Here is a 26,499-nt window from a genome sequence, read left to right as displayed (position 1 = left end):
GCCTATCCCCTCTTCCCCACCCGATACCCCGCCGCCGGATGCGGCGCATCCAGCCGCGCGCGGCCGTCGCCGAACAGTTTATCCCGCAGCGTACCCTTCGCATATTCCTTCTTGTACCGTCCGCGCCTGGTCAACTCCGGCACCAGCATGTCCGAGATATCCTCGAAATCGCCGGGCGAGATCGCAAACGCAACGTTGAGGCCGTCGACGTCGGTCTTCTCGAACCAATCCTCGATCTTGTCGGCGACGCTTTCGGGCGTGCCGACCACGACCGGCCCGGCGCCGCCGATGCCGACATGCTCGATGACATCACGCACGGTCCAGACCCGATCGGGGTCGCCGCGGGTGACGTTGTCGAGCGCGCTGCGGCCGGCATCGTTCTGGACATGACGGACCTGCTGATCGAGCTCGTAGCCTGAGAAGTCGATGCCGGTCCAGCCCGACATCAAAGCGAGCGCGCCTTCAGGATTGATGTGCGAGCGATAGTCGGCATATTTCGCCGCAGCTTCAGCTTCGGTGTTGCCGAGGATGATCGTCATCATGTTGAACATCAGGATCTCGGCCGGGTTGCGGCCGAGCGCGGCGGCCTCCTGCCGGATCGCGGCGACGCGCGGCGCAATGATCTTGGCCGACGGCCCCGACATGAACACGCATTCGGCGTGTTTGGCCGCGAATTGCCGCCCGCGCGGCGAGGTGCCGGCCTGGTACAGCACCGGCGTGCGCTGGGGCGACGGCTCGCTGAGATGGATCGTGTTGTTGATGCGATAGTTCGCACTCTCATGATTGATGCGATGAACTTTGCTGGGATCGGTGAAGATGCCGCGCTTGCGATCGCGCAGCACCGCGTCTTCCTCCCAACTGCCCTCCCAGAGCTTGTAGACAACCTCCATATATTCGTCGGCGATGTCGTAGCGGTCGTCGTGCCCGGTCTGCTTGTCCTTGCCGGCGCCGCGCGCGGCGCTGTCGAGATAGCCGGTGACGACATTCCAGCCGATCCGTCCCTCGGTGAGATGGTCGAGCGTCGACATCCGCCGCGCGAACGGGTAGGGCGGCTCGAACGAAAGATTGCTGGTGACGCCGAAGCCCAAATTCTTCGTTACTGCCGCCATGGCCGAAAGCAGCAGCAGCGGCTCGTTCGACGGCGTCTGTGCTGCATTGCGCAAGGCTGCGTCAGGGCTGTTGCCATAGACGTCGTAGACGCCGAGCACGTCGGCCAGGAACAACCCGTCGAAACGGCCGCGTTCCAGCGTCTTCGCAAGATCGATCCAGTAGGGCAGGCGGTTATATTCGGCGGTGCGGTCGCGCGGATGGGTCCACAGCCCTGGCGACTGATGCGCGACGCAATTCATCGCAAATGCGTTGAGCCTGATTTGCTTGGCCATGCTGGTCCCCCGGCGCCCTGTACTGAGCGCTCTTTGAATGATAGACGTGCGCCCCAATCTGGCGAAGTTCTTGCATATCATTGGCCCTTGGCAAGGGCCAAGAATAGGAAGGCTTGCGCTTGGCAAGGCCAAAATCAGCGGCACTTCCGCTCTTGGCAAGCCAAGCTCAAGAGAGCAAGAACGAAATCGCAAGGCCCCGCCACTTTCGAGCGTCCGCGTAGTCCGCTACGCTGCCTCGTTCCAGGACGTTGAAGACGATACTGATGACCAGAGCCGACGCCATCACCCGCGCCCGTGACGACTTCCAATCCGGTGCGTTTCTCTCCGAACTCGACCGCCGCGTCGCCTATAAGACCGAGAGCCAGAACGCCTCGCGCGGCCCTGAGCTGCGGGCCTATCTGGAACAGGAGATGGTGCCGGCCTTTGCCGCGCTCGATTTCACCAGCCGCATCGTCGAATCCCCGAGCGGCAAGTCGCCGTTCCTGTTTGCCGAACATCATGAGAGCGCGTCCGCGCCGACCGTGCTGGTTTACGGCCATGGTGATGTCGTCGATGGCATGGAAGGCGAGTGGCGCGACGGCCGCGATCCCTGGCGCACGACGAAGGCGGGCATTCGCCTCTATGGCCGCGGCACGGCCGACAACAAGGGCCAGCACAGCATCAACATGGCGGCGCTGCGCGCGGTGCGCGAGGCCCGCGGCGGCAAGCTCGGCTTCAATGCAAAGTTCATCGTCGAGATGGGCGAGGAGATCGGCTCGCCCGATCTCGGCAAGGTCTGCGATCTCAACCGCGATGCGCTCAAGGCCGATCTGTTCATGGCCTCGGACGGACCGCGGCTTTCGGCGGATCGGCCGACGCTGTTCCTGGGCTGCCGCGGCGGCATCCGCATCCATCTCGACGTCGTCTTGCGCGACGGCGGCCACCATTCCGGCAATTGGGGCGGCGTGCTCGCCAACCCCGCGACCATTCTGGTCAACGCGATCTCGACGCTGGTCGATGGCCATGGCCGTCTCCAGCTTGAAGCCTTGAAGCCGCCGCGCCTGACCAACCAGATCCGCAGCTATCTTGCCGACGTGCAGGTGGTGCCGACCGAGGACGAGCCACAGCTTGCGGAGAACTGGGGTGAGGAGGGGTTGTCCGCGGCGGAGCGGCTCTATGCCTGGAACACGCTGGAAGTGCTGGCGATGTCGTCGGGCAATATCGAGAAGCCGGCCAACGCCATTCCCGGCCATGCCAATGCCGTGCTGCAACTGCGTTTCGTGGTGGGCACCAAGGTCGATGGCCTGATCGACGCCGTCAGGGCGCATCTGGTGGAAAAGGGTTTTCCGATGGTCGAGGTGCGGGCGGCCCAGAGCTTTGCCGCCTCGCGCACCGATTTCGACAGCCCCTGGATCAAATGGGCGGCTGACTCAGTCCAGAACACCACCGGTAAGGCGCCGGCGGTGCTGCCGAACTTCGGCGGCTCGCTGCCGAACGACGTGTTTTCGGAAGTTCTGGGCCTGCCGACGATCTGGGTGCCGCACTCCTATCCCGGCTGCTCTCAGCATGCGCCCAATGAGCACATCCTGCTGCCATTGACCGAAGAAGCCTTGACGGTCATGGCCGGCCTGTTCTGGGATCTCGGTGAATTGCCCAAGCCGCTAAGTCCATTAACCTGAGCGGGCATCCAGCCGAAAGTCACATTCTAATCCGGGCCGAGATGTGCTTGCATCTGGCCGCATCATCCTGAAAGGGGAGAAAAAGTGAAACATTTCCGTCACATCGGCCTCGCGCTCGTCGCGACCTTTGCTGTGAGCCAGGCTGGGGCCGAGGAACTCACCGGCACGCTGAAGAACATCAAGGACACCGGCGCCATCACGCTCGGCTTCCGCGACTCCTCGATCCCGTTCTCCTATCTCGACGACAACCAGAAGCCCGTCGGATTCGCGATGGACATCTGCTACAAGATCGTCGACGCCGTGAAGAAGGAGCTCAAGCTCGACAAGCTCGAGGTGAAGCTCAACCCGGTGACCTCCGCGACGCGTATTCCGCTGATGGCGAACGGCACCATCGATCTCGAATGCGGCTCGACCACCAACAATGCCGAGCGCCAGAAGCAGGTCGCCTTCACCAACACCCACTTCCTCACCGCCAGCCGCTACGTCTTCAAGAAGTCGAGCGGCCTGAAGTCGATCGACGACCTCAAGGGCAAGACGGTGGTCTCGACCGCCGGCACCACCAACATCAAGCAGCTGACCGAAGCCAACGTCGAGAAGAAGCTTGGCGCCAACATCATCCCGGCCAAGGACCACGCCGAAGCCTTCCTGATGGTCGAGACCGACCGCGCGGTTGCCTTCGTGATGGACGACATCCTGCTTGCGAGCCTCGTCGCCGGCGCGAAGACGCCGTCCGACTATGTGATCTCCAAGGATGCGTTCTCCAAGCCCGAGCCCTACGGCATCATGCTCCGCAAGGACGACGCGCCGTTCAAGAAGGTGGTCGATGCGGCAACTGCTGCGCTTTATACCTCGGGTGAAGGCCAGAAGATCTACGACAAGTGGTTCATGTCCAAGATTCCGCCGAAGGGTCTGAACCTCAACACCCCGATCTCCGATCAGCTGAAGAACGAGTTCGCAAAGCCGTCGGACTCGCCGATCCCGGACGACTATAAGTAAGATATAACCCCGACCTTCCTGGGTCGGGATCATGTCCGGCCACTCTTGACACCAGAGTGGCCGGACATTTGCATAAGCGCCCAGACCTTCTTTCGAGCCAATCTTGATTGGCGCGTTCGCGCGGGGGACACGTGAACTATCATTGGAACTGGGGAATTTTCTTCGAGCCGAACCCGATGGGGACTGGCACCTATCTCGACATGCTGTTGTCGGGCCTGGTGCTGACTTTGAAGACGGCGGTGCTCGCCTGGATCATCGCACTGGTCTTCGGCTCCTTAGTCGGCGTGATGCGGACGCTGCCGTCGAAGGCTGCCGGCTGGTTCGGCTTTTGCTGGGTCGAGTTCTTCCGCAACATGCCGCTGCTGGTGCAGCTGTTCCTGTGGTTCTTCGTGCTGCCCGAACTGCTGCCGAAGGCCGCCGGCCTGTGGCTGAAGCAATTGCCGAACGCGCCGTTCTGGACCGCGGCGATCGGTATCGGATTTTTCATGTCGGCGCGCGTCGCGATCCAATTGCAGGCCGGCATTTCCTCGCTGCCGCGCGGGCAGAAGATGGCTGCGACCGCGCTCGGGCTGACTACGATGCAGGGCTATCGCTATATCCTGCTGCCGATGGCGTTCCGCATCATCCTGCCGCCGCTGACCTCCGAGTTTCTGAACACCATCAAGAACACGGCGGTCGCCATCACCATCGGCCTGATCGAGCTGACCGGACAGGCGCGCTCGATGCAGGAATTCTCGTTCCAGGTGTTCGAGGCCTTCACGGCGGCGACCATCCTCTACCTCCTCGTCAACGCCGTGGTCGTGACCGCGATGCGCTTCCTCGAGCGCTGGGTTGCGATCCCCGGCTACATCACGGGGAAATAGCGCCATGTTCAGCAATTTCGATTTCGGTGTCATCATCCGCGCGCTGCCCTATCTGTTCTACGAGGGCATGACGTTCACGCTGCTGCTGACGGGGCTCGCAGCCCTCGGCGGCCTCGTGTTCGGCACGGCGATCGCCTTGATGCGGCTGTCGGGCTACAAGATTCTTGGCCGCATCGCCGGTGTCTATGTCGACTTCATGCGCTCGCTGCCGCTGGTGCTGGTGATCTTCTGGTTCTACTTCCTGGTGCCCTATATTGGACAGTGGGTGACCGGAGCCTCGCGCCCGATCAGCGTCGGCGCGTTCGCGTCCTCACTCATCACCTTCATCATGTTCGAGGCGGCTTATTTCTCCGAGATCATGCGCGCCGGCATCCAGTCGATCTCGCGGGGGCAGCCGGCTGCGGCCAACGCGCTCGGCCTCACTTACGCGCAGACCATGCGCTACGTCGTGCTGCCACAGGCGTTCCGCAACATGCTGCCGGTGCTGATCACACAGACCATCGTGCTGTTCCAGGACACTTCGCTGGTCTACGTGCTGTCAATCACCGATTTCCTCGGTGCGGCCAGCAAGGTCGCACAGCGTGATGGCCGTCTGGTCGAGATGTATCTGTTTGCCGCAATCGTCTACTTCACCATTTCCTGTATCGCGTCCTTCGGCGTTCGCCGCCTGCAGGCGCGCATCGCCATCATCCGCTAGAGCAAGTCGGTCATGATCGAAATCAGCCACGTCAACAAATGGTACACCCCGACCTTCCAGGTGCTGACCGACTGCACCACCAGCGTCACCAAGGGAGAGGTCGTGGTGGTCTGCGGCCCCTCGGGCTCGGGCAAGTCGACCCTGATCAAATGCGTCAACGCGCTGGAGCCGTTCCAGAGCGGCGACATCAGCGTCGATGGCACCAAGGTCAACGATCCCAAGACCAATCTGCCGAAACTGCGCTCGCGCGTCGGCATGGTGTTCCAGCACTTCGAGCTGTTCCCGCATCTGAAAATCATCGACAATCTCTGCCTTGCGCAGGAGAAGGTGCTGGGCCGGGCCCACGACAAGGCGGTCGCCAAGGGCATGCAGCTCTTGGAGCGCGTCGGCCTGAAGGAGCAGGCGCAGAAATTTCCGGCGCAGCTCTCCGGCGGCCAGCAGCAGCGCGTCGCCATTGCGCGCGCGCTCGCGATGGATCCGATCGTGATGCTGTTCGACGAGCCGACCTCGGCGCTCGATCCTGAAATGGTCAGCGAGGTGCTAGACGTCATGGTCGATCTCGCCCGTGAAGGCATGACCATGATGGTCGTCACCCACGAAATGGGCTTTGCCCGCAAGGTCGCCAACCGCGTCATCTTCATGGACCGCGGCGAGATCGTCGAGGACGCGCCGAAGGACGACTTCTTCGGCAAGCCCCGCAGCGACCGCGCGCAGAAGTTCTTGTCGAAGATTCTCTCCCACTAACCACCGCCGCCCCGGAATGACGAAACGAGGGTGCTCGATCCCCTCAACTGGCGTATAACGCGCCAAATCCCCATCCTCCCAGGAGACCCGCCTTGGACTCGATCGCCTACGTCAACGGCTCATTCCTTCCGCTTTCGGAAGCCAAGATCTCGGTGCTCGATCGCGGCTTCCTGTTTGCCGACGGCATCTACGAGGTCTCGGCTGTGCTTGACGGCAAGCTGGTCGACAACGCCTCGCATCTGGCACGGCTGGAGCGTTCGGTCGGCGAGATCAAGCTGAAATTGCCGGAGACCGTTGAGCGCATCACCGAGATCCAGAAGGAGCTGATCGCCCGCAACAAGCTGATGAGCGGTCTCGTCTATCTCCAGGTCACGCGCGGCGCCGACAAGGGCCGCGACTTTCTGTTTCCCAAGGCCGACGTCAAATCGAGCCTGGTGATGTTCACTTCGGAGAAGGACATCATCAACGCCGCCTCGGCCAAGACCGGGATCAACGTCATCACCGTGCCCGACATCCGCTGGGAACGGCGCGACATCAAGAGCGTGGCGCTGCTGGCGCAGGTGTTGGCGAAGCAGGCCGCGGCCGAAGCCGGCGCCGGCGAGGCTTGGATGCTGCAAGACGGCTACGTCACCGAGGGCGGCTCGTCCACGGCGTTCATTCTCACCAAGGACGACGTCATCGTCACCCGACAGAATTCGAACGCGATCCTGCCCGGTTGCACCCGCAAGGCGGTGATCGCGCTTGCGGAGGAACGTCAGCTCCGCGTCGAGGAGCGCCCCTTCACGGTCGCCGAGGCGCTCGCCGCCAAGGAGGCGTTCGTCACGTCGGCCTCGGCGTTCGTGCAGCCGGTGGTCGCGCTCGACGGCAAGACGATCGGCGACGGCAAACCCGGCCCGATGGCAACGCGCCTGCGCGAGATCTACGTGGAGTTCGCGAAAGCGACGGCGGTCTAAGCCGCGCGCTCCGCTGCCGTAGGGTGGGCAAAGGCGCACTTGCGCCGTGCCCACGTCTTTTCCCTCGTTGGCTGAAGGTGGGCACGCTACGCTTTGCCCACCCCACGAGACCTGCTTCGAGGGACGCGCCGCGCCCTACGCCACCGACGCCTTCACCTTCACCGGATGTACCGCGCGGAACGCGATCGCCAGCCTGTTCCAGGCGTTGATGGCGCCGATCAGGGCGGTCAGGTTCACCGTCTCCGCGTCAGAGAACTGCGCGCGGACCTCTGCATAGACATCATCCGGCGCATGCGTCTCGGAGATCAGAGTCACCGACTCGGTCCAGGCAAGCGCGGCGCGCTCCCGGTCGGTATAGAGCGGCGACTCGCGCCAGGCATTGAGCAGATAGATGCGCTGCTCGGTCTCGCCGCGCTTGCGCGCGTCCTCGGTGTGCATGTTGATGCAGAAGGCGCAGCCGTTGATCTGCGAGGCCCGGATCTTGACGAGTTCGATCAGCGATTTCTCGAGTCCAGTCGACTGGATCTGCTCTTCCAGCGCCATCAGCGCCTTCATCGTGTCGGGGGCGGCCTGGTAGAAATTCATGCGGGGTTTCATGGTCGTTCTCCTTTTGCGAGGTGAGGGGTCAGTGGGCTCCCCCGGCCGAGACATGGCCAGGCTTCTTCAGGAAGAGGGACGCGATGAAGGCGACGATCAGCGCGAGGCCGAGCAGATAGAAGGTGTCGCTGAAGGCGAAGATGTAAGCCTGCTTCTGCACGACGTGGCCAATCGCTACATAGGCGCGATGCGCGGCATCGGCACGGTCGAGCACGCCGTGATTGATGAAATATTGCGTGAGCTGCTCCAGCCGCGTGCGGGTGGCCTGCTCGAACACCGAGACCGACTGCGTCAGCACGTTGGAGTGATACTGCTCACGCTTGGTCAGCACGGTTTGCAACAGGGCGATGCCGACGGCGCCGCCGAGGTTGCGCATCATGTTGAACAGGCCGGACGCCGAGCCCGCATTCTCCGCCTCGATGCCCGATGTAGCCACCGCCGACAGCGGCGCCATCACAAGCGCCTGGCCGATAGCGCGGACAACGTTCGGCCACAACAGCTGGTCGGCGGCGTAATCGCTGGTCATGAAGATATTCATGAAGTTCGAGGCGGCGAACAGGATGAAGCCGATTCCAATGATCATCCGTGCATCGAAGCGCTGCATCAGGCGCGGCACCAGCGGGATCAGCACCAGCTGCGGCAGACCGGTCCAAGCCAGCACCATGCCGATCTGCTCGGAATTGTAGCCCTGAATCCGCGACAGATATTGCGGCAGGATGAACACCGAACCATACAACGCGACGCCGAGCAGAAAGTTCGCGAGCATCCCGAAGCCGAAATTGCGGCGGACCAGCAGGCGCAGGTTGAGCAGCGGCTTCTTCACGGTCAGCTCGATGATCAGGAAGGCGGTCAATGCCACGGCCGCGATCACGCTGAGCTTGACGATGAAGGGTGAGCCGAACCAGTCGTCCTTGTTGCCTTCTTCCAGCACGGTCTGAAGCGCGGAGAGGCCGATCGCCATGGTGATGATGCCGGCCCAGTCGCCGTCGCGCAGGAGCGACAACTTCATCGGCTTGGGCTCGAGCGCGTACCAGAGCATGCCGACCATGATCGCGCCGGGCGCGAGGTTGACGTAGAAGATGTATTGCCAGCCCAAATTCTCGGTGAGATAGCCGCCAATGGTCGGGCCGATCGCCGGCGCAAACGTCGCCGACAGCGCGAACAGCGCAAGCCCGACCGGCTGTTTTCCACGCGGCAGCAATGTGATGATGAGAGTGAACGCCATCGGGATCAGAACGCCGCCGGTGAAACCTTGGACGGCACGCAGCACGATCATCTGCGGCAGGTCCTGCGCCAGCGCACAGGCCGCGGACAGGCCTAAGAACAGGATCGCATTGGTGAGCAAATAGATCCGGATCGAGAACACCTGCGCGAGCCAGCCGGACAGCGGGATCACCACGATCTCGGCGATCAGGTAGGAGGTCGAGATCCAGCCGCCGTCGTCGATGCCGGCGCCGATCGCGCCCTGGATGTCGGCGAGCGAGGCGTTGACGATCTGGATGTTGAGCACTGCCATGAAAGCGCCGAGCGTGGCGCCAACCACCGCGATCCAGGTCTTGGCGGAAACGGCCGGCGTGGCGGCAGCAGCTTGCGTCGCGGGGATGTCGGCGGCGGAGGCGGCGTTGACGGCAGGTTGGAGCGTGCTCATGGAAGCCTCGTCTCTGTTGCGGAGACAGGATGCGTCAAGTGGACCGTTTCGATAATCGGGGAAGTCCGGGAAGGATCGTCAGGCAGGACTTGATAATCCTGCCGCGATCCTCCGCGACATCAGCTTCCGTTCGGACGCGGCGCGTTGTCGGCGACGCGCTTGGTCGTCTCGTGCTCGGCCACCACCGTCGCCTTGGTATCGACCGTCGGCACTGCCGACATGCCGGGGCGCAGCAGGCCCGTGAGACTGTGATCGTCGAGCACGATCTTCACCGGCACGCGCTGCACGATCTTGGTGAAATTGCCTGTCGCATTGTCGGGAGGCAGCAGCGCGAATTCAAGTCCGCTGGCCGGCGAAAGGCTGTCGACATGGCCGTGCAGCGTGCGATTGCGAAAACTGTCGACGATCAGTTCGACCGGCTGCCCGGCGCGGACATGAGTGAGCTGAGTCTCCTTGAAGTTCGCGACGACATAGACCGCATCGAGCGGCACCACCGCCATCAACTGCGTGCCGGCCTGCACGTACTGGCCGACCCGCAAGGATCGGGCGCCAACGGTGCCGTCAACAGGCGCGGTGATCTCGGTATAGGACAGGTTCAGCTCGGCCTGGTCCGCGACCGCGCGGGCGCGGTCGAGCTGTGCCGTAGCCTGCGCACGCTGCGTCGTGAGCACGTCGACCTTGCGCTGTGCGGCAACCAGGCCCGACTGCGCATGCTGCAATTGCGCGTTGCTGGCGCGGAGCGCTGCGTCGGTCTGCTGCGCGCGCTGGATCGTGCCGGAGCCAGACTTCATGAGGTCGTCGTAGCGGGCGCGCTCCTCCTGCGCGAATTTCAGATTGGCGTCGGCTGCGACGACGTCGGCCGTGCTCTGCGCGATAACAGGCTGTTGCAGCTCGAGCTGGGCATCGAGGTTGCGCACTGAGGCTTCGGCGGCCGCAACGTCGGCGCGGGCTTGCCCCAGCGCGGCCTTGAAGTCGCGGTCGTCGATCCTGGCCAGCACCTGGCCGGCCTTGACCTTCTCGTTGTCGCCGACCAGCACCTTCGCGATGTAGCCGGAGACCTTGGGGGCGATGATGGTGGAATCCGCCTTCACATAGGCGTCATCGGTGGTCTCAAGGTAGCGGCCAGTAGTCAGGTAATTGTAGCCAAAGTCGCCGGCGCCGGCGACGCCGAGGATCAGTACCAGCGCAAGGGCCGCTCGCTTGATTGCCTGCCGAGATGGTTTCAGGCTGATTTTATCAGTTGTTTCAGTGGTATAAGTCGCGTTCGACATGACATCCTCCGGATTTGGCAGGCGTCCCGTTCCGAAGGGGGCGCTGTTGTCTGGGTGGAAGATGCGCTGTCCCGGCTCTTGTGATAATCCGCCAAAAAGCAAAATGATTGTCCACCCACGCTGCATAATCCGAGGCGCTCATGGACCGGCTGACCAGCCTGACCGCTTTTGTCCGGGTCGTTGATACCGGCGGCTTCTCCGCCGCCGCCCGCAAGCTCGAGATGTCCACGACCATGGTGAGCAATCACATCCAGGCGCTGGAGGAGCGGCTGGGCGCGCGGTTGCTGAACCGCACCACCCGCAAGGTCAGCGTCACCGAAATCGGCAAGGCCTATTACGACCGCTGCATCCAGATCCTCGCCGATATCGAGCAGGCCGACGACATCGCCGGCGCCCTGCAGTCGGTGCCGCGAGGGACGTTGCGGATTCATTCCGCTACTCACATGGTGCCTTTTGTCGCGAGCGTCGTTGCAAAACTGCTGTCGACCTATCCGGAGGTGAAGGTCGACCTGCGCATGGGCGAAGCCAATGTCGACCTGATCGAGGAGGGCTACGACGTTGCTCTCCGCATGACCCCGCCGCCGGACTCCAGCCTGATCGTCCGCAGTCTCGCCACCTGGCGCCACGTGCTGTGCTGCTCGCACGACTATCTCGAAAAGCACGGAAGGGTGCAGCAGCTTGCCGAGCTCACCGAGCACAATTGCGGCCGCCACCTCAACTATCCCTTCGGCGACGAATGGCGCTTCTTCGACCGCAAGGGCGCGCCTGCCTCGGTCCGCATTTCGGGCAGCCTCGTTACCAACAGCGGCGAGGCGCTGCGGCGGATGGTGATCGAGGGCGCCGGCATCGGCCTGCTCGCGGGATTTCTGGTGAGCGACGATCTCGACGCGGGGCGGCTGGTGCGCCTCTTGCCGGAATATCGGCCGGTCGAGATGTCGATGAACGCGGTCTATCCGCATCGCCATCATCTGTCGGCCAAGGTGCGCACCTTCATCGACATGCTGGTGCATCATAGCGCCGAGCAGCAGAAGCAGATCAATCCGTATTCGTGACGCTCAGGCGTCGCGTCAACCGGTGGCGCGCATCTTTGCCGGCGAAGATGCCGCGAGATTGGCGAGCAACTGCTCGACCTGGGGTTTCACCTTCGCGATGGCGATGTCCTTCACCGGCCCGTAACCGCGGATCTCCATCGGCGCTTTGGCGATGGCGACGAGGTCAGGCAGATGGGCCGCGTCGAGCTTGTCAAGCATTTGCGCGATGACGCCCTCGTACCAGACAATCAGCTCTCGCTCTGCGCGCCGCTCCGCGGCATAGCCGAACGGATCAAGCGGTGTCCCGCGCAGCACCTTGAGCCGCGCCAGCACTGCGAGCGGCATCTGGATCCACTCGCCAAAGGCGCGCTTGCGCGGGCGGCCGCGGGCGTCATGACCGGACGGCAGGAACGGCGGCGCGAGATGATACTGCACGCTGAAGCCGTCCTCGAACTCGCGCTTCAACTCGTCGAGGAAGCCGCTTCTCATGTGCAGACGCGCAACCTCATATTCGTCCTTGTAGGCCATCAGCTTGAACAGGGCGCGCGCGACGGCCTCGGTCAGCGCCTCGCTCTTGAGTCCGGCTTCGGCACGGCGGACCTTGGCGACGAGCGCCCGATAACGCGCAGCGTAGGCGTCGTTCTGGTAAGCCCTCAGGAAGTCGGATCGCCTGGTGATGAGCTGGTCGAGCGTCTCGGCTTTTGTTGCCTCATTCGCTTTCGGCAGAAAGTCGGGATCGGCGGCGGCGATCCGGCCCCACGCGAAAGCCTGCTTGTTGCGCTCGACCGCGACACCATTGAGCTCGATGGCGCGCAGCAGCGCCGATAGCGAGACCGGCACAAGTCCGCGCTGCCAGGCAAAGCCGAACATGATGATGTTGGCATAGACGGCATCGCCGAGCAGGCGCTCGGCCAGCGCATTGGCGTCGATGCTGTCGAGATTGTCGTTGCCGATGACCTGCCGGATCGCACGCAGGCGAGCAGGCGAGGCGAGATCGGCGTCGCGGAAGCGGACGACGTCGCCTGTCGGCATCTCCGCGGTATTGATCGCCGCGCGCGTGCCGTGGCGGTAGGTGCCGGATGCCTTTGGTGAGGAGCTGACCACGAGGTCGCAGCCGATCAGTGCGTCGGCAGCGCCCTGGTCGATACGGACCTGATGCAGTGCGTCGGGCGATGCGGCCAGGCGGATATAGCTCAGCACCGGCCCGAATTTCTGCGCAAAGCCGGTGAAGTCGAGCACCGAGACACCGCGACGCTCCAGATGCGCCGCCATGCCGATCAGCGCGCCGACCGTGATCACGCCGGTGCCGCCGACGCCGGTGACGAGCAGATCGTAGGGACGATCGAGCGCTGCGGGGACGGGCAGGGGGAGCGTCGCTGCGTGGCCGATCGCATCAATCTGGCTGGCGCTCTTCTTCCGTCGCGTCGCGCCTTCGACGGTGACGAAGCTCGGACAAAAACCGTTGAGGCAGGAAAAGTCCTTGTTGCAGGCGGACAGATTGATCTGCCGCTTGCGGCCGAACGGCGTCTCCTTCGGCTCGACGCTGAGACAGTTGGACTCGACCGAGCAGTCGCCGCAGCCTTCGCAGACGAGGTCGTTGATGTAGGCAAAGCGCTTGGGATCGGCCATCTGTCCGCGCTTGCGGCGACGCCGTTTCTCCGTGGCGCAGGTCTGCTGGTAGATCAGAACCGAGACGCCGGAGAGGTCACGCAGCTCGCGCTGCACGGCGTCCATCTCCTCGCGCGGATGGATGGTGACGCCACCAGGCAAATCCGCCGGCGAGAATTGTGCGGGATCGTCCGATACCAGAGCGATGCGGGCCACGCCCTCGGCGCGAACGCTGTGCGCAATGGCCTGCACGCTGACGGGCCCGTCGACCGGTTGGCCGCCCGTCATGGCGACGGCGTCGTTGAACAGGATCTTGTAGGTGATGTTGGCTTTGGCCGCGATCGCCTGACGGATCGCCATCGATCCGGAGTGGTAGTAGGTGCCCTCGCCAAGGTTCTGGAAGATGTGCTTGTGGCCGGTAAACCGCGACGAAGCCGCCCAGTTCACGCCCTCGCCGCCCATCTGGATCAGCGATGAGGTCTCGCGATCCATCCAGCTCGCCATGAAGTGGCAGCCGATTCCCGCCAGCGCCTTCGATCCCTCCGGCACTTTCGTCGAGGTGTTGTGCGGGCAGCCAGAGCAGAAGTAAGGGGTGCGCGTTGCGCCGGATACGTTGATCGTGCGCACAGCTTCCGGAAGCAAGGCGGCCGCACGGGCCGCGAGACTGAGGCCCGGAAACATCGGATCGAGCCGTCGCGCCAGCACCGACGCCAGCGCGCGCGGTGACATCTCGCCGATCCAGGAGATCAGCCGAGCGCCGGTTTCGTCATGCTTGCCGACCATGCGCTCCGGCTTGGCCCCGGGATAGTCGTAAAAATATTCCTTGAACTGGCTCTCGATGATGCCGCGCTTCTCCTCGACCACGAGGATCTCGCGCTTGCCTTTCACGAAGTCCATGGCGTCGTGCAGCGCCAGCGGCCAGACCATGCCGACCTTGTAGATGTCGATGCCGATGCTGCGGCAGGCGGCTTCATCAAGCCCCATCAACCGCAGCGCTTCCATCAGGTCCAGATGCGCCTTGCCTGTCGTGACGACGCCGTAGGTGGCATCAGGGATGTCGTAGATGTGGCGATCGATCGGATTGGCCTTGGCGAAGGCGTACACCGCGTGCTTCTTCGCCTCCAGCCGCTCCTCGATCTGCGGGCCCGGCAGGTCCGGCCAGCGATAGTGCAGTCCATCAGGCGGCGGCGTGAAATCGGGCGCGCGGAAGATGCGCGGTGGGCGCAGTGCGACGGATGCGCCCGACTCCACGATCTCCGAGATCGCCTTGAAGCCGACCCACATGCCGGAGAAGCGGCTGAGCGCATAGCCGTATTCGCCGAATTCAAGATATTCGTCGACGCTTGCGGGATGCAGCGTCGGCATGAACCAGCTCATGAAGGCGACGTCGGACTGGTGCGGCATCGAGGAGGACACGCAGCCATGATCGTCGCCGGCGACGACCAGCACGCCGCCGTGCGGCGAGGAGCCGTAGGCGTTGCCGTGCTTGAGCGCATCGCCGGAGCGATCGACGCCGGGACCCTTGCCGTACCAGAGCCCGAACACGCCATCGACTTCACGGTCGGCTTGTGTCTCGACCTGCTGGGAGCCGAGCACTGCGGTGGCCGCAAGGTCCTCGTTGACAGCGGGAAGGAATTCGATGCGGTCTTTCTTAAGCCGCTGTTGGATGCGCCAGAGCTCGAGATCGATGCCGCCGAGCGGCGAGCCGCGATAGCCGGAGATGAAGCCCGCCGTGTTGAGGCCGGCCGCCCGATCGCGTCGCACCTGGTCGAGCGCGATGCGGACAATGGCCTGTGTGCCCGTGAGGAAGACGCGGCCCTCCTCGCGCTCATAGCGGTCGGAGAGTTCGTAGGCGTCGAGTGACGGAATGGCGTCCATGGTGGACCTCGCGCGGCATCCTGCCGATAGCAAAGGTTAGGCCCGGGGCGCTGGTAGGTCTTACCTATTTATCCCGATATGGTCGCAGAATCGGTAGATTTTTGCCTATTACGCACAAATTTGGTAAAACTTATCGATTGGAGGCCTCTCGATGATCGAAGACCATGACATGCGGATTCTCGCCCACCTCCAGAAGGACGGTCGCGCCACCAACCAGCAGCTGGCCGATGAGGTCGGCATGTCGACCTCCGCCTGCTGGCGCCGGGTGCGCGCGCTCGAGGACAGCGGCGTCATCCGGGGCTATGCGGCCCTCATCGCGCGCGAGCAGGCAGGCTTTGCGATGTCGGCCATCCTCCATGTCTCATTGGAGCGGCACGACGCCAAATTCGTCGACGAGTTCGTCTCGCGCGTCACCACGCGCCGCGAGGTGCTGGAGTGCTTTGCGACCACCGGCGATGCTGACTATCATTTGCGCGTCGTTGTGCAGGACATGGCGGCCTACAACCGCTTCCTCGATGAGTTCATGTTCCGCATTCCCGGCATTCGCTACGTCCGCAGCAATGTGGTGCTGAAGGAGATCAAGACCAGCGTCGCGCTGCCGTTCTGACATACGGGAGGTACCGTAGGGTGGGCAAAGGCGCTCTTGCGCCGTGCCCACGATCTTTCCATGATCGAAAAAGGTGGTGGGCACGCTTCGCGTTGCCCACTCTACAGCACCGGCGCTTACTGCCCCTCCCGTACAAACCTGTTCCGCAAGCTGCCGACACCAATAATCTCGATCTCCACGATATCGCCGTGCTTGATGTCGGGCGAGGCGCCATCCGTGCCCATCCAGATCACGTCGCCCGGCCACAGCGTAAAATACTTCGTCAGCTCGACCAGGAACGGCACCACGCCAAAGATCATGTCGTTCGTGTGGAAGCGGTTCGTTTCCTTGCCGTGGACGCGGACGATGGTCTCCATCGTCGCAAGATCGGCCTCGGTTTCGATCCATGGGCCCATCGGCTTGAACGTGTCGGCATTCTTCGAGCGCCACAGGCTGCGATCGGCCTTCTGCCAGGTGCGCTCGCTGACGTCGTTGCCGATGGTGTAGCCGAATACGCAATCCATCGCGTTCGCTTCGGTGAGATGTTTTACCTTCTTGCCGATGACGACGACGAGCTCGCCCTCGTAGTGGATCTTCTCCGTGGCAAAGGACGGGATCACGACATCCTCGTCATGCGCGATCAGCGCGTTCTGGGCGCGGTAGCCGATCTCGGGCCTCTCAGGCACAGCCGGCACCGTGCCGGCCTTGTCGGCGGCTTCCTTCAGGTGCTTCAGATAATTCAGGCCGACGCAGTAGAAGGTGCGTGGAATCAGCGGCAACTCGATCTTCACCTGCGACAGCGGATGCGTGCGCGACGTACGCTGCCACTCACCGAAGGGATCGCCGTCGACCGCGATCACCTGATCGCCGTCCATGATTCCCCAGGAGGTCTTGCCGGAGGCGGTGAATTTCAGCCAGCGCATAGTCTGTCCTCGCTGTTATTCTGCAGCATTGCGCGGCTGCACCTTCCACGCGCCGGCGGCCGGTCGCCTCAAGCCGAGATTCTCCCGCAGCGTCTTGCCACGGTAGTCCTTCTGGAACAGGCCGCGTCGCTGCAACTCCGGCACCACATGCTGGACGAAATCGGCATAGGAGCCGGGCACGTAGGTGGCCGCGATGACAAAGCCGTCGCAGCCGCGCTCGACGAACATCTCTTCAAGCTTGTCCGCGATCTCCCTGGGGCCGCCGACCATGGCGTCGTGCACCTGGCCGCGGCCGGAGAAGGTGACGAAGTCGCGCGCGCTCGGATTGCTCTTGCCCGAGGTTTTCAGCACGCCGTCGCGGATGCCCAGGATGCCCTGCATGCTCTTGAGGTCGTCCGTCGTCAGCGGTTCGTCGAGATCCTTGGAGGCGAAGTCGTAATTGAGCGCTTCTGATAGCAGCGACAGCGCGTCGATCTCCAGCGGCAGCTTGTTGATCAGCGCCATCTTGTCCTCGGCCTCGGCCCTGGTCGCGGCGCAGACGGGCGTCGTCAGATTGCAGAGGAACATCTGGTCCGGATCGCGTCCAGCCTTGGCGGCCTCGTTGCGCACGGACGCATAACCTTCCTTCGCGGCGCCGAGATTGCGCGCGGCGGTGAAGATCACTTCGCCCCATCGTCCGGCAAAGCGCTGGCCGCGGCCGGATGCGCCGGCCTGGATGATGACGGGGTGGCCCTGCTGCGAGCGTGGCACGGTGAACGGGCCGCGTGACTTGAAGGCCGCGCCCTTGTGATCGAGCCGCTTCACTTTGGTCGGATCGGCAAAACGTCCGCTTGTCTTGTCCATGATCAACGCGCCGTCTTCCCATGTGTCCCAATGGCCGAGCACGACCTCCATGAACTCGTCGGCCTTGTCGTAACGGGAATCATGTTCGGGATGGGAGTCCCGCCCCATGTTGAGCGCCTCGCCGTCGTTGAGCGAAGTCACGACGTTCCAGCCCGCGCGCCCGCCCGACATCAGATCGAGCGTGGCAAAGCGGCGGGCGACGTCGAACGGCTCGTAATAGGTGGTCGAGCATGTTGCCCCTAAGCCGAGCTTGTCGGTCACCATGCCCATCGTGGTCAGCACGATCAGCGGATCCATCTTCACGCAGCGGATGCCGTATTCGACGGTGTGGGCGTGGTCGTTGCCATAGCGGTCCGGCATCGCGAGACGATCGTCGAAGAACGCCATCTGGAACTTGCCGGCCTCGAGAATCTTCGCGATCTCCTGATAGTAGTCCGCCGACATGGAGTCGCTGCGCGAGTCCGGATGCCGCCACGAACTCGGCAAGTTCGTGCAGTTCTGCGCCTGCAGGAAGCCGACCAGAACCATCTGCCTGTTCATGTTGCTGTTCTCCGGATTGGCTCAGGACAGATCGAGGACGGTGTCGAGACGGTAGTCACGCGCGAGCGCACGCAGCTTTTCCCACGTCGCATCCTCGACCGCGATGCCGTCCCGCAGGCGCTGCTGCTCGCGCACGCCCTCGAGCTCGCCGGGATAATAGACGCCCTTGCTGCCCTCGGACGGCGGCGTCGACTTCAAATAGCGCGCGAACTCCGCAACCTCGCGCTTGAACTCCTGCAGCGGGCGGAAGGCGGCGACGTTGAACACCGCCATGAAGCACCCGTCATTGTGCCGTCCTGTCGGCTCGACGCCGAAGCCGAGCCCCGTGAGCAGGCCGCAGAGCACCTCGACCATCGCGGCAAGCCCACTGCCCTTGTAGCCCTCGGTACCGCCGAGCGGCAGCAGCGCGCCGCCCTTGCGATATTGCGTTGGATCGGTGGTGTGCCGGCCCTCGGCATCGATGATCCACCCCGTGGGAATCTCTTCGCCGCGGGCGACCGCGAGCTGGACCTTGCCGGCGGCGACAGCCGACGTCGCCATGTCCAGGTAGAATGGCGCCTCGAGGTCGGACGGCACCGCGATCGAGATCGGGTTGGTGCCGAGCCGCGCCTCCTTGCCGCCGAACGGCGCGACATGCTTTGGCGAGCGTCCGGAATCGGCGGTGGCAATCCCGATCATGCCCTCGTGCATCGCCATCAGCGGATAGGCCGCGAGGCGGCCGACATGGCTTTGCCGGAACACGGTGCAGGCGGCGACGTTCGCCGTCTTCGCCTTCTCGATGGTAAGTGCCATCGCCTTGGCGTTGACGTGAAACCCAAAACCCCAGTGCCCGTCGATTACGGTCGTGGTCGGCGATTCCTGGACGATGGTCCAATTCGCACCGGGGACGATGTGCCCGGCTTTGATGCGGTCGATGTAGGTGGGAACCGCGATCACGCCGTGGGAGTCATGGCCGGCGAGATTGGCGTTGACGCAGCCGACGGCAACGGCGTCGGCTTCTTCCTCGGTGGCGCCGGCGGCCCGGAGCAGCGCAGCGCTGACGCGCGTGAGGCGGTCGGCCTTGACGATCGGCATGGCGTTCCCTCGGCTTTCGTGCCCTTTACGGGCTGCTCGTTGGGTGCCATCGTCTCAAAGCCGGAGTGCGATATCAATCTTCCGTAAACCAATACAGGGCTGCAAATTCGTAAACAGTGCGCGCCTTTCGTCGAAGATTCCTCCCGCGCGGCGGTATTCCCGGGAATTCTTCAGCTGTCATTCGCTGCTCGTTCACTCTGATTGGCGGTTTCCCTGCCGCAATAACGACCACTTAGGCGATCCCCATTCATAAAGCACCCGGGAAAAATCGGCAGAAATGCCCGGGAGCTGAGATCGTGTCGACGTCACTCGCGCGCACCTTTGCGGCGCTGAGCGCCATAAATGAAGCGATCCTCTACGCGAAATCGCCGGACGCGCTGTACCAGATGGTCTGCGACGCCGGGTTTTCGAGCGGAGACTTCATGGCCGTCGCCGTGTTCCTGGTGGAGCCGGAGGGCCAGCACTTGCATTTCGCTGCCGGGCGCGGCGACGACGTCGCGCGCCTGCGCTCGCTCAAGATCACCACCGAAGCTGGCGCGCCCGAGGGCTCGGGCGTCGGGGGTGAAGCGTTTCGCAGCCAAAAGCTCTGCATCAGCAACGACTATCTGAACGATCCGCGCTCGCTGGCATGGCGTGAAGGCGCGACCAAGGCGAATATCGGCGCCGCGGCGGCGCTGCCGCTTCTGTGCAACGGCAAAAGTGTCGGCGTGCTGTTCGTGACCCGCAGCGAGGCCGGCTCGTTGACCGAGCAGATGGTGTCGCTGTTCGAGCGCATGTCGGCCAACATCTCCTATGCGCTGGAGAACTTTGCGCGAGAGACCGCGCGGCAGGCCAGCGAGCGGACGACGCGGCGGCTCAACCGCATGTTCGGCGCGCTCAGCGCGACCAATGAAGCCATCCTGCGGGCAAAAAACGAGCAGGAGCTGTATCAGCTCGTGTGCGACGCTTCCGTGCACGGCGGCAAGTCGTTGGCGACCTTCATCCTGCTGAAGGAGCCGGATTCGCATTGGCTGAAGCCCGTCGCCGGCACCGGCGAGAATCTGGAGCTCGTGGCGCGGACCCATTACTCCACCGATCCCGAGAATCCCTACGGCCGCGGCATTTCCGGCGAAGTGTTTCGAACGCAGAAGCCCATCATTGAGCGCGATCTCGCACGTCGCACCAAGGGAACGCCATGGGAGCAGCCGAACGTCAACACCGGCGTTGCAGCCCTCATCGCGGCGCCCCTGGTCAAGCATGGCCAAAGCATCGGCGTCATCCTGGCCTTCCTCAGCCAGTCCTGGGCCAAGGACGACGAAGTCGTCAGCTTGATGCTGCGCATCGCCGAGAATGTCTGCTTCGCGATCGACAATTTCGACCGTGAGGCCGAGAAAGCGCAGATCGCCGAGGAGGAGGAACGCCTGGCGCGCATGTATGCGGCGCTGAGCGCGACCAACGAGGCGATCCTGCGCGCGCACTCCCGTGCCGAGCTGTTCGATCTCGTCTGCGAGGCAACCGCCAAGGGCGCAAAATTCACCTCGGCGGCCATCGCGCTGGTCGATCACGACGCCGAGCTGCTCCGCGTCGCCGCCTGCTACGGTCCGAACGCGGATTCAGTTCGCAACTTCAAGCTTTCGACCTCCGACCAGGTGCCCGAAGGCCGCGGTTTGACCGGAACGGCTTTCCGTACGCGCCAGCCCTGCATCAGCAACGACGTGCTGTCCGACGACCGGATCAAGCCCTGGGCGGCCAATGCCCGTCGCAACGGCATCGGGTCCGCCGCGGCGTTGCCGCTGTTCAACGGCGACCGTATCGAGGGCGTATTCGTTTTCAACTCGCCGGAGCGCGGCACGTTCACGCCGGAGTTTGTCGAGCTGTTGCAGCGGCTGCAGGCCAATGTCGCCTTTGCGCTCAACAATTTCGATCGGGCCGACGAACGCGCGCGGGCCGAGGCGCAGAAGGAGCGCCTGACGCGCATGTTCGCGGCGCTGAGCGCCACCAATGAAGCGATCGTGCGCGCCAAGTCCCGCACCGAGCTGTTCGAGCTCGTGTGCCGGGCCGCGTCCACCGGCGGCAAGTTTACTTCGACGACCATTGCGCTCGCCAGTGCCGACAGCGATCGGCTCGCGATCGTCGCATCCGCGGGACCTTCCGCCGAGACCACCCGCAACGTCCGTCTCTCCGTCGACGCCGACCGGCCCGAGGGGCAGGGCATGAGCGGAACGGCGTTCCGCACGCGCCAGCCTTGCATCTGCAACGACTATGTCAACGACAGCCGTGTGAGCGCCTTCCATGCCGTCGTCCGAGCCGACGGCGCGCGCTCCGGCGCGGCATTTCCGCTGATCGCGCACGACAAGGCCGTCGGCGTCATGATCTACATGTCGACGGAACAGGACACCTTCACATCCGAGTTCGTCGAGCTGCTGCATCGCCTCGCCGACAACGTCTCCTTCGCGATGGAGAATTTCGATCGCGCCGACGAGAAGAACGAGGCCGACGAGCGGATCGAATACCTCGCCTCGCATGACAGCCTGACCGATTTGCCGAACCGCGAGACCTTCAACGGGCTGCTGCGCGGAGCGATCGACGACGCTCAGCGCCACGATCACCGCTTCGCATTGCTGTTCATCGATCTCGACCGTTTCAAGGTCATCAACGATTCGCTCGGGCACGAGGCCGGCGATTTGCTCCTGCTCGAAGTGGCAAATCGTTTGCGCGGCGCGCTGCGGGCCAGCGACGTCGTGGCACGTCTCGGCGGTGACGAGTTCGTGGTGATCCTCGATCAGTGCGGCGAGATCGACGACGTCCAGCGCATCGCCACCGGGCTGCTAGCCGCGCTCGCCGAGCCGATGGAGCTCGCCGGCCACGAGTGCCACACCACGGCGTCGATCGGCATCGCGATGTATCCGGCCAACGGCGCCGATGCACAGACGTTGACCAAGAACGCCGACATGGCGATGTATCTCGCCAAGGAAGACGGCAAGAACGGCTACCGCTTCTTCTCCAACGAAGTGAAGACGCAATCGATCGAACGTTTGTCGCTCGAAAGCGCACTGCGCCGGGCGCTCGAACGAGAGCAGTTCTCGCTGAACTACCAGCCCAAGGTCGACATGGAGACGGGGCAGATCACCGGCGTGGAAGCGCTGCTCCGCTGGAATCATCCCGATCTCGGCAGCGTCTCGCCGGCGCAGTTCATCCCGCTTGCGGAAGAGACCGGCCTGATCGTGCCGATTGGCCGCTGGGTGCTGAACGAAGCCTGCGCGCAGGCGATGACCTGGCAGCGCTGCGGCCTGCTGCCGCTGTCGATGGCGGTGAACTTGTCGCCGCGCCAGTTCGCCGACGAGCATCTGTTGCAGGACGTCGACGAGGCTCTGGCGGCCTCCGGCATGTCGCCGGTGCTGCTCCAGCTCGAGGTCACCGAGAGCATGATGATGCGCAATGTCGGTCGGGCGCTGAAGGTGCTCGATGCCATTCAGAGCCGCGGCATCCGCCTGGCGATCGACGATTTCGGCACCGGCTATTCGTCGATGTCGCTGATGAAGCATTTCCCGATCGACACGATCAAGATCGACCGCTCCTTCGTGCGCGACCTGCCGCAGGATTCGGAGGACCAGGCGATCGCACAGGCCATCATTAGCATGGGCAAGGCGCTCGGCATGACCGTGGTCGCCGAGGGCGTCGAGAATGCCGAGCAGGAGGCCTTCCTGCGCACCCATGGCTGCGACGAGATGCAGGGCTTCCTGATCGCCAAGCCGTTGCCGGCGAAGCAGATGGCCGAGCTGCTGCGGCCGATGGAGTTGGCGATCGCGCCGCCGCTCCAGCCGGAGACGGATCTGCCCGTGGACGACGCGGGACCGGTGTTGAAACGCGCCGTCGTGTGACGGCTGCTCAACGCGATCTGGGTGGATGCGCTACGCGTCCTAGCGATTGAATGGCCGTCTGCGGCTGAACAGAAGATAGATCGCGCGGGGGTTGGTGGTCATATAGCGCCAGAACAGACGGCGCGGCTCGAGCCAGGTCCGCCAGGCCCATTCAAGCCCGACCCTCTGCATCCATCGCGGCGCGCGGGAGCGGCTGCCCGACAGGAAGTTGAACAGGCCGCCCGACGTCTTGATGACGCCGACATTGGTGAGCAGCGGCGTGTATTCCTCGACGAAGGCCTGCTCGTTGGGTACGCCGAGCGCGACCCACAGGAAGTCGGGCGCGAGCGCGTTGATCTCGTCGACCTTGGCCCGCAGCGCTTCGCCATCGAGATAGCCATGACTGTGTCCGACGATCTTGAGCCTCGGATACATGTTCTGGACACGCCGGACGGCCGCGGCGTTCTCCTCCTCGTTGGCGCCGAACATGTAGAAGGTGCGACCGGTCACCTCCGCCTTGCGCGCGACGACATGGAACAGGTCGGTCGTGGCCACGCGCTCGGGCAATGGAAACCAGGACTGCAGCTTCGAGGCCGCCACCAGCGGCTGCCCGTCGGCATTGATCAGATCGGCGGCGCGGAACAGACGCTCGGTCTGCGGCTCGGTCGAACAGCGCGCCAGCACCTCGCCATTGGCAGAGGTCAGATACAGCGGGCGGCTGATGCGATGACGTTGATCGGTCGCCTCGATCATGAAGTCGGCGGTTGCTTCCAGGTCGAGTGCGGCCATGCGCAGGCCGCCGATCGTGATCCGGGGCACGTCGGCGGTCGCGGCCCGACCTTCAAGATTGACGCGGCGCTCAAGCATATTGTTTGCCTCGCTGGCGCGTTTGGATCGCCGGGGGGAGCTCGTCGAGCACGACGCCGACGAGCTTGCGCTGGGCGGTGCCGAGCGCGGTCAGGATTTCTTCCATGCTGTCGTTGATGTCGAGGCTGGTCGGCAGCACCGCTACCAGCGCGTCAGTGCCATCGAGCAGCTTGCGGCCGGCAGCCGAGAGCGGCATCGCGGGGCCGTCGAGAACGACGAGGTCATAGCCGCCGGCCGCACGCGCCTGCGCGATTGCCTTGCGGATGGCGTCGGCTGCCTTGCCGGCATCGCTCTCGGTCGCCGGCAGCACCGAGATGCCGTTCACGGTCTTGATCTCGCGCGCGGCCTTGCTGCCGATCGAGAGCCAGCCCGCCTTGCCGGCTTCGGTCTTGCCTGGGCGCTTGACCTTGCTCGAGAGCGCGTGCGCTTGATGATCCGCATCGATCATCAGCACGCGGCTGCCGTCGCGCGCGGCGGCAAGCGCAAAATTCAGCGCGGACACACTGCGCCCCGTGGTCTGGCCGGCCCCCACGAGCGCGATCACCGGCATCGTCTTGCCGCCGGTGCGGCGCGCCATCGCCGCTCGCATGTCGCGCAGGGCGTTGAGGAGGGTCGTCAACGGAAATCCGGGGCGAAGCGTCGGCCAGCCGATTCGGGTTAGATCGACGCCGCTGCCGGTTGCAAGAATGGCGCCGAGCGTGCGGATCACGTCGGCCTCCTGGAGCCGGGCGATCGTTGGCTTCTCGACCAGCGCAAGCGCGGGCGGAGGCGCGGCGGCCTCGATCTGGGGCTTGGCATCGTCAGGCGCTGGGTTACGCTCGCGGCGGTTCGGCTCGGGGGCGGTCGCGCCATTGAACAGATGCTCGGCCGCGACGAACCAGAAGGCGGCGGCAAGCCCACCGAACATGAAGCCGATCATCGCGAACAGGCTCATGCCAGGCGGGAACGAGCGGCGCTGCGGTATGGTGGCCTCGCCAATGACGCGTGCCGCCGAGGTATTCAGGGTTTCCTGTTCCTCGGTCTCGCGCGAGCGCTTGAGGAAGGACTGATAGACGTCGCGGCTGGCGTCGGCCTCGCGCTCGAGCTCGCGCAGGCGCACGGCCGCCTGGCTGAGCTGCACGCTCTGCCGCTTCTGCACATCCAGCGCCCGGTTGAGCGAGGCTTCGTAGTCGCGGGCGCGGGTCAGATCGTTCTTGGCGGACAGTGCGAAGCGATCGATCTCTTCGTTGATGGTGCGCTTGAGATCCTCGACCTGCTTCTCGGTCTGCCGCAGCGCCGGGTGGCGCGGGCCGAGCTCGGCGGTCTGCTCCGCATATTTCTTGCGGGCATCGGCATATTGCGCGCGCAAATTGGCGATAGTCGGCGATTGCAGCGCTTCGGGAATCGCGCCTGCATCCGCGGCGGTCCGCTTGTTTGCCTCGATCTGGTCCAGCCGCGCTTGTGCGTCCATCGTCGCCGCTCGGGCCGCTGACAGCCGCTGGTTGCTGGAGGAGAGTTGCTGATCGGAGATCAACGAATCCTGGGTGCCGACGAAATTGTTCTGCGCCTTGTAGGTGGCAAGCGCGGTCTCGGCATTGCGCAGCCGCTCGCGCAGCTCCTTCAGCCGGCCGGACAATTCGCTGGTGGCGCGCCGCGCCGCCAGGGCCTGGGAGTTGCGGGACTCCGTGAGGTAGGTGTTGGTCAGGGTGTTGGCGAGCATCGCCGCCTTCGCCGGATCGGTCGACCAGACCTCGATGTCGACGATGAAGCTCTTTTCGGTCTTGCGGATGGTGATGTGCTTGTTCAGCGCGTCGAGTGCGGCGAGCTGCACCTCCTTGGTTTCCGCAGCGGAGGGCGCGCGGAGCTGGAAGCCGATCAGGCCGAGCAGGGACGAAGCCAGCGTCTTGCCGTCGCTGCCGCCGAATTCTGGATCCTTGTCGAGACCTGCCTGCTGGATCACCTGCAGCAACACGCTGTTGGAGGTGATGAGGCGCGCCTGGCTCTCCACCAGCATGGACATGCCGGAGACGTCCTGCGCGCGCGGCGTCAGCTCGCGATCGACCAGCTGAAGCTCGCGCGGGTCGACATAGAGCTGGGAGGTCGCGGTGTAGCGGGGTGTCAGGCTCTTGCCGGCAGCAACGGCGAGGCACGCGCCGATCAGTGCCGCGGAGGCAATCGCGATCTTGCGCCGCCACAGCAGGTTGGCGAGCTCCAGCACGTTGAAGCTGGACTCGGATCTCCGCTGCGGGACTTCCGACCCGGTCGGATTTTTGGCCCGATCAATCGGCTGGTTGTAGTCAAGCATAGTCCCCAGCTTTCATTCCAACGGTCGCGGGCTGAGGGGTTACTCTTCGCTTTACGCCTCGCACCGGGGATATAGGCGCGCAATCAACGCAACAGGGAAAATTAACCATACTCATTGAGGGACTATTCACCGAAATGGCAAACAAAGCGTTTAAGCGCAGGCCGCCATTAGCCGCGACGTTGTGCCGCCTCAGTGCCGGCAGCCCCCCAGTGATTAA

General features: G+C 64.0%; 19 protein-coding genes. 9 read left to right on the top strand and 10 right to left on the bottom strand.

Features of this window, described 5'->3' with window-relative positions; genetic code table 11:
* Positions 1 to 2: 2 nt before the first annotated feature.
* Positions 3 to 1,382, bottom strand: a complete 1,380-nt coding sequence (locus XI06_RS36550) for an LLM class flavin-dependent oxidoreductase (RefSeq protein WP_271607511.1) — start codon at positions 1,380 to 1,382, stop codon at positions 3 to 5.
* 263 nt (positions 1,383 to 1,645) lie between these two features.
* Here XI06_RS36550 and XI06_RS36545 point away from each other — a divergent pair, with 263 nt between their 5' ends.
* From XI06_RS36545 to XI06_RS36520, 6 genes are all read left to right on the top strand, one after another.
* On the top strand, positions 1,646 to 3,040 hold the full coding sequence (locus XI06_RS36545) for a M20 family metallopeptidase (protein ID WP_271607510.1): 1,395 nt from the start codon (positions 1,646 to 1,648) through the stop codon (positions 3,038 to 3,040).
* Positions 3,041 to 3,124: 84 nt separating this feature from the next.
* Entirely contained in the window at positions 3,125 to 4,036 is a 912-nt protein-coding gene (locus XI06_RS36540) for an amino acid ABC transporter substrate-binding protein (protein WP_237864600.1), read from the top strand.
* 131 nt (positions 4,037 to 4,167) lie between these two features.
* Entirely contained in the window at positions 4,168 to 4,899 is a 732-nt protein-coding gene (locus tag XI06_RS36535; RefSeq protein WP_237864599.1) for an amino acid ABC transporter permease, read from the top strand.
* A 4-nt stretch (positions 4,900 to 4,903) separates the two neighbouring features.
* On the top strand, positions 4,904 to 5,596 hold the full coding sequence (locus XI06_RS36530; protein ID WP_237864598.1) for an amino acid ABC transporter permease: 693 nt from the start codon (positions 4,904 to 4,906) through the stop codon (positions 5,594 to 5,596).
* A 12-nt stretch (positions 5,597 to 5,608) separates the two neighbouring features.
* Positions 5,609 to 6,340: an amino acid ABC transporter ATP-binding protein gene (locus XI06_RS36525; protein ID WP_271607509.1), complete on the top strand. Its 732-nt coding sequence runs from the start codon at positions 5,609 to 5,611 to the stop codon at positions 6,338 to 6,340.
* Positions 6,341 to 6,432: 92 nt separating this feature from the next.
* Complete coding sequence (locus XI06_RS36520; RefSeq protein WP_271607508.1) at positions 6,433 to 7,293, top strand: D-amino-acid transaminase; 861 nt, start codon at positions 6,433 to 6,435, stop codon at positions 7,291 to 7,293.
* A 135-nt stretch (positions 7,294 to 7,428) separates the two neighbouring features.
* Here XI06_RS36520 and XI06_RS36515 read toward each other — a convergent pair whose 3' ends face one another.
* From XI06_RS36515 to XI06_RS36505, 3 genes are all read right to left on the bottom strand, one after another.
* A complete protein-coding gene (locus tag XI06_RS36515) occupies positions 7,429 to 7,890 on the bottom strand; it encodes a carboxymuconolactone decarboxylase family protein (RefSeq protein WP_237864595.1) in 462 nt (153 codons plus the stop codon).
* Between the two features lie 28 nt (positions 7,891 to 7,918).
* Positions 7,919 to 9,538, bottom strand: coding sequence for an MDR family MFS transporter (locus XI06_RS36510; RefSeq protein WP_271607507.1), 1,620 nt, complete (start codon positions 9,536 to 9,538; stop codon positions 7,919 to 7,921).
* Between the two features lie 119 nt (positions 9,539 to 9,657).
* Positions 9,658 to 10,809, bottom strand: coding sequence for an HlyD family secretion protein (locus XI06_RS36505; RefSeq protein WP_271607506.1), 1,152 nt, complete (start codon positions 10,807 to 10,809; stop codon positions 9,658 to 9,660).
* A gap of 140 nt (positions 10,810 to 10,949) precedes the next feature.
* Between XI06_RS36505 and XI06_RS36500 the strand changes: the two genes are divergently transcribed.
* A complete protein-coding gene (locus XI06_RS36500) occupies positions 10,950 to 11,861 on the top strand; it encodes a LysR family transcriptional regulator (protein WP_271607505.1) in 912 nt (303 codons plus the stop codon).
* 15 nt (positions 11,862 to 11,876) lie between these two features.
* Here XI06_RS36500 and XI06_RS36495 read toward each other — a convergent pair whose 3' ends face one another.
* Complete coding sequence (locus tag XI06_RS36495; RefSeq protein WP_271607504.1) at positions 11,877 to 15,326, bottom strand: indolepyruvate ferredoxin oxidoreductase family protein; 3,450 nt, start codon at positions 15,324 to 15,326, stop codon at positions 11,877 to 11,879.
* Positions 15,327 to 15,477: 151 nt separating this feature from the next.
* Between XI06_RS36495 and XI06_RS36490 the strand changes: the two genes are divergently transcribed.
* Positions 15,478 to 15,933, top strand: coding sequence for an Lrp/AsnC family transcriptional regulator (locus XI06_RS36490; RefSeq protein ID WP_271607503.1), 456 nt, complete (start codon positions 15,478 to 15,480; stop codon positions 15,931 to 15,933).
* A 116-nt stretch (positions 15,934 to 16,049) separates the two neighbouring features.
* On the opposite strand, the gene XI06_RS36485 is transcribed toward XI06_RS36490, so the two are convergent.
* Genes XI06_RS36485 through XI06_RS36475 form a run of 3 tightly spaced genes read right to left on the bottom strand, consistent with a single transcriptional unit; the run spans position 16,050 to position 19,292 of the window.
* Positions 16,050 to 16,835 (bottom strand): fumarylacetoacetate hydrolase family protein, encoded by a 786-nt coding sequence (locus XI06_RS36485; RefSeq protein ID WP_271607502.1) that lies wholly within the window; start codon positions 16,833 to 16,835, stop codon positions 16,050 to 16,052.
* 15 nt (positions 16,836 to 16,850) lie between these two features.
* A complete protein-coding gene (locus XI06_RS36480; protein ID WP_271607501.1) occupies positions 16,851 to 18,218 on the bottom strand; it encodes an LLM class flavin-dependent oxidoreductase in 1,368 nt (455 codons plus the stop codon).
* Positions 18,219 to 18,239: 21 nt separating this feature from the next.
* A complete protein-coding gene (locus XI06_RS36475) occupies positions 18,240 to 19,292 on the bottom strand; it encodes an Ldh family oxidoreductase (protein WP_237864587.1) in 1,053 nt (350 codons plus the stop codon).
* A gap of 296 nt (positions 19,293 to 19,588) precedes the next feature.
* Here XI06_RS36475 and XI06_RS36470 point away from each other — a divergent pair, with 296 nt between their 5' ends.
* Positions 19,589 to 23,152 carry a bifunctional diguanylate cyclase/phosphodiesterase gene (locus XI06_RS36470; RefSeq protein WP_237864586.1) on the top strand — a complete coding sequence of 1,188 codons (3,564 nt, stop codon included), beginning with the start codon at positions 19,589 to 19,591 and terminating at the stop codon, positions 23,150 to 23,152.
* Between the two features lie 39 nt (positions 23,153 to 23,191).
* Here the strand turns inward: XI06_RS36470 and XI06_RS36465 are convergent, their stop codons facing one another.
* Both XI06_RS36465 and XI06_RS36460 read right to left on the bottom strand, forming a co-directional pair.
* A complete protein-coding gene (locus XI06_RS36465; protein ID WP_271607500.1) occupies positions 23,192 to 23,998 on the bottom strand; it encodes a WecB/TagA/CpsF family glycosyltransferase in 807 nt (268 codons plus the stop codon).
* The gene (locus tag XI06_RS36460) at positions 23,991 to 26,282 is read right to left on the bottom strand and encodes an exopolysaccharide transport family protein (protein WP_271607499.1); all 2,292 of its coding nucleotides are present in this window, start codon (positions 26,280 to 26,282) and stop codon (positions 23,991 to 23,993) included. Before XI06_RS36460 ends, XI06_RS36465 begins: the two co-directional genes overlap by 8 nt.
* Positions 26,283 to 26,499: the final 217 nt, after the last annotated feature.

Origin of the sequence: Bradyrhizobium sp. CCBAU 11434 (genome assembly GCF_028128895.1) — a bacterium.
GTDB lineage: Bacteria > Pseudomonadota > Alphaproteobacteria > Rhizobiales > Xanthobacteraceae > Bradyrhizobium > Bradyrhizobium zhengyangense.
The sequence above is the reverse complement of the archived record's forward strand: the minus strand, read 5'-3'. Positions and strand labels throughout refer to the sequence as shown.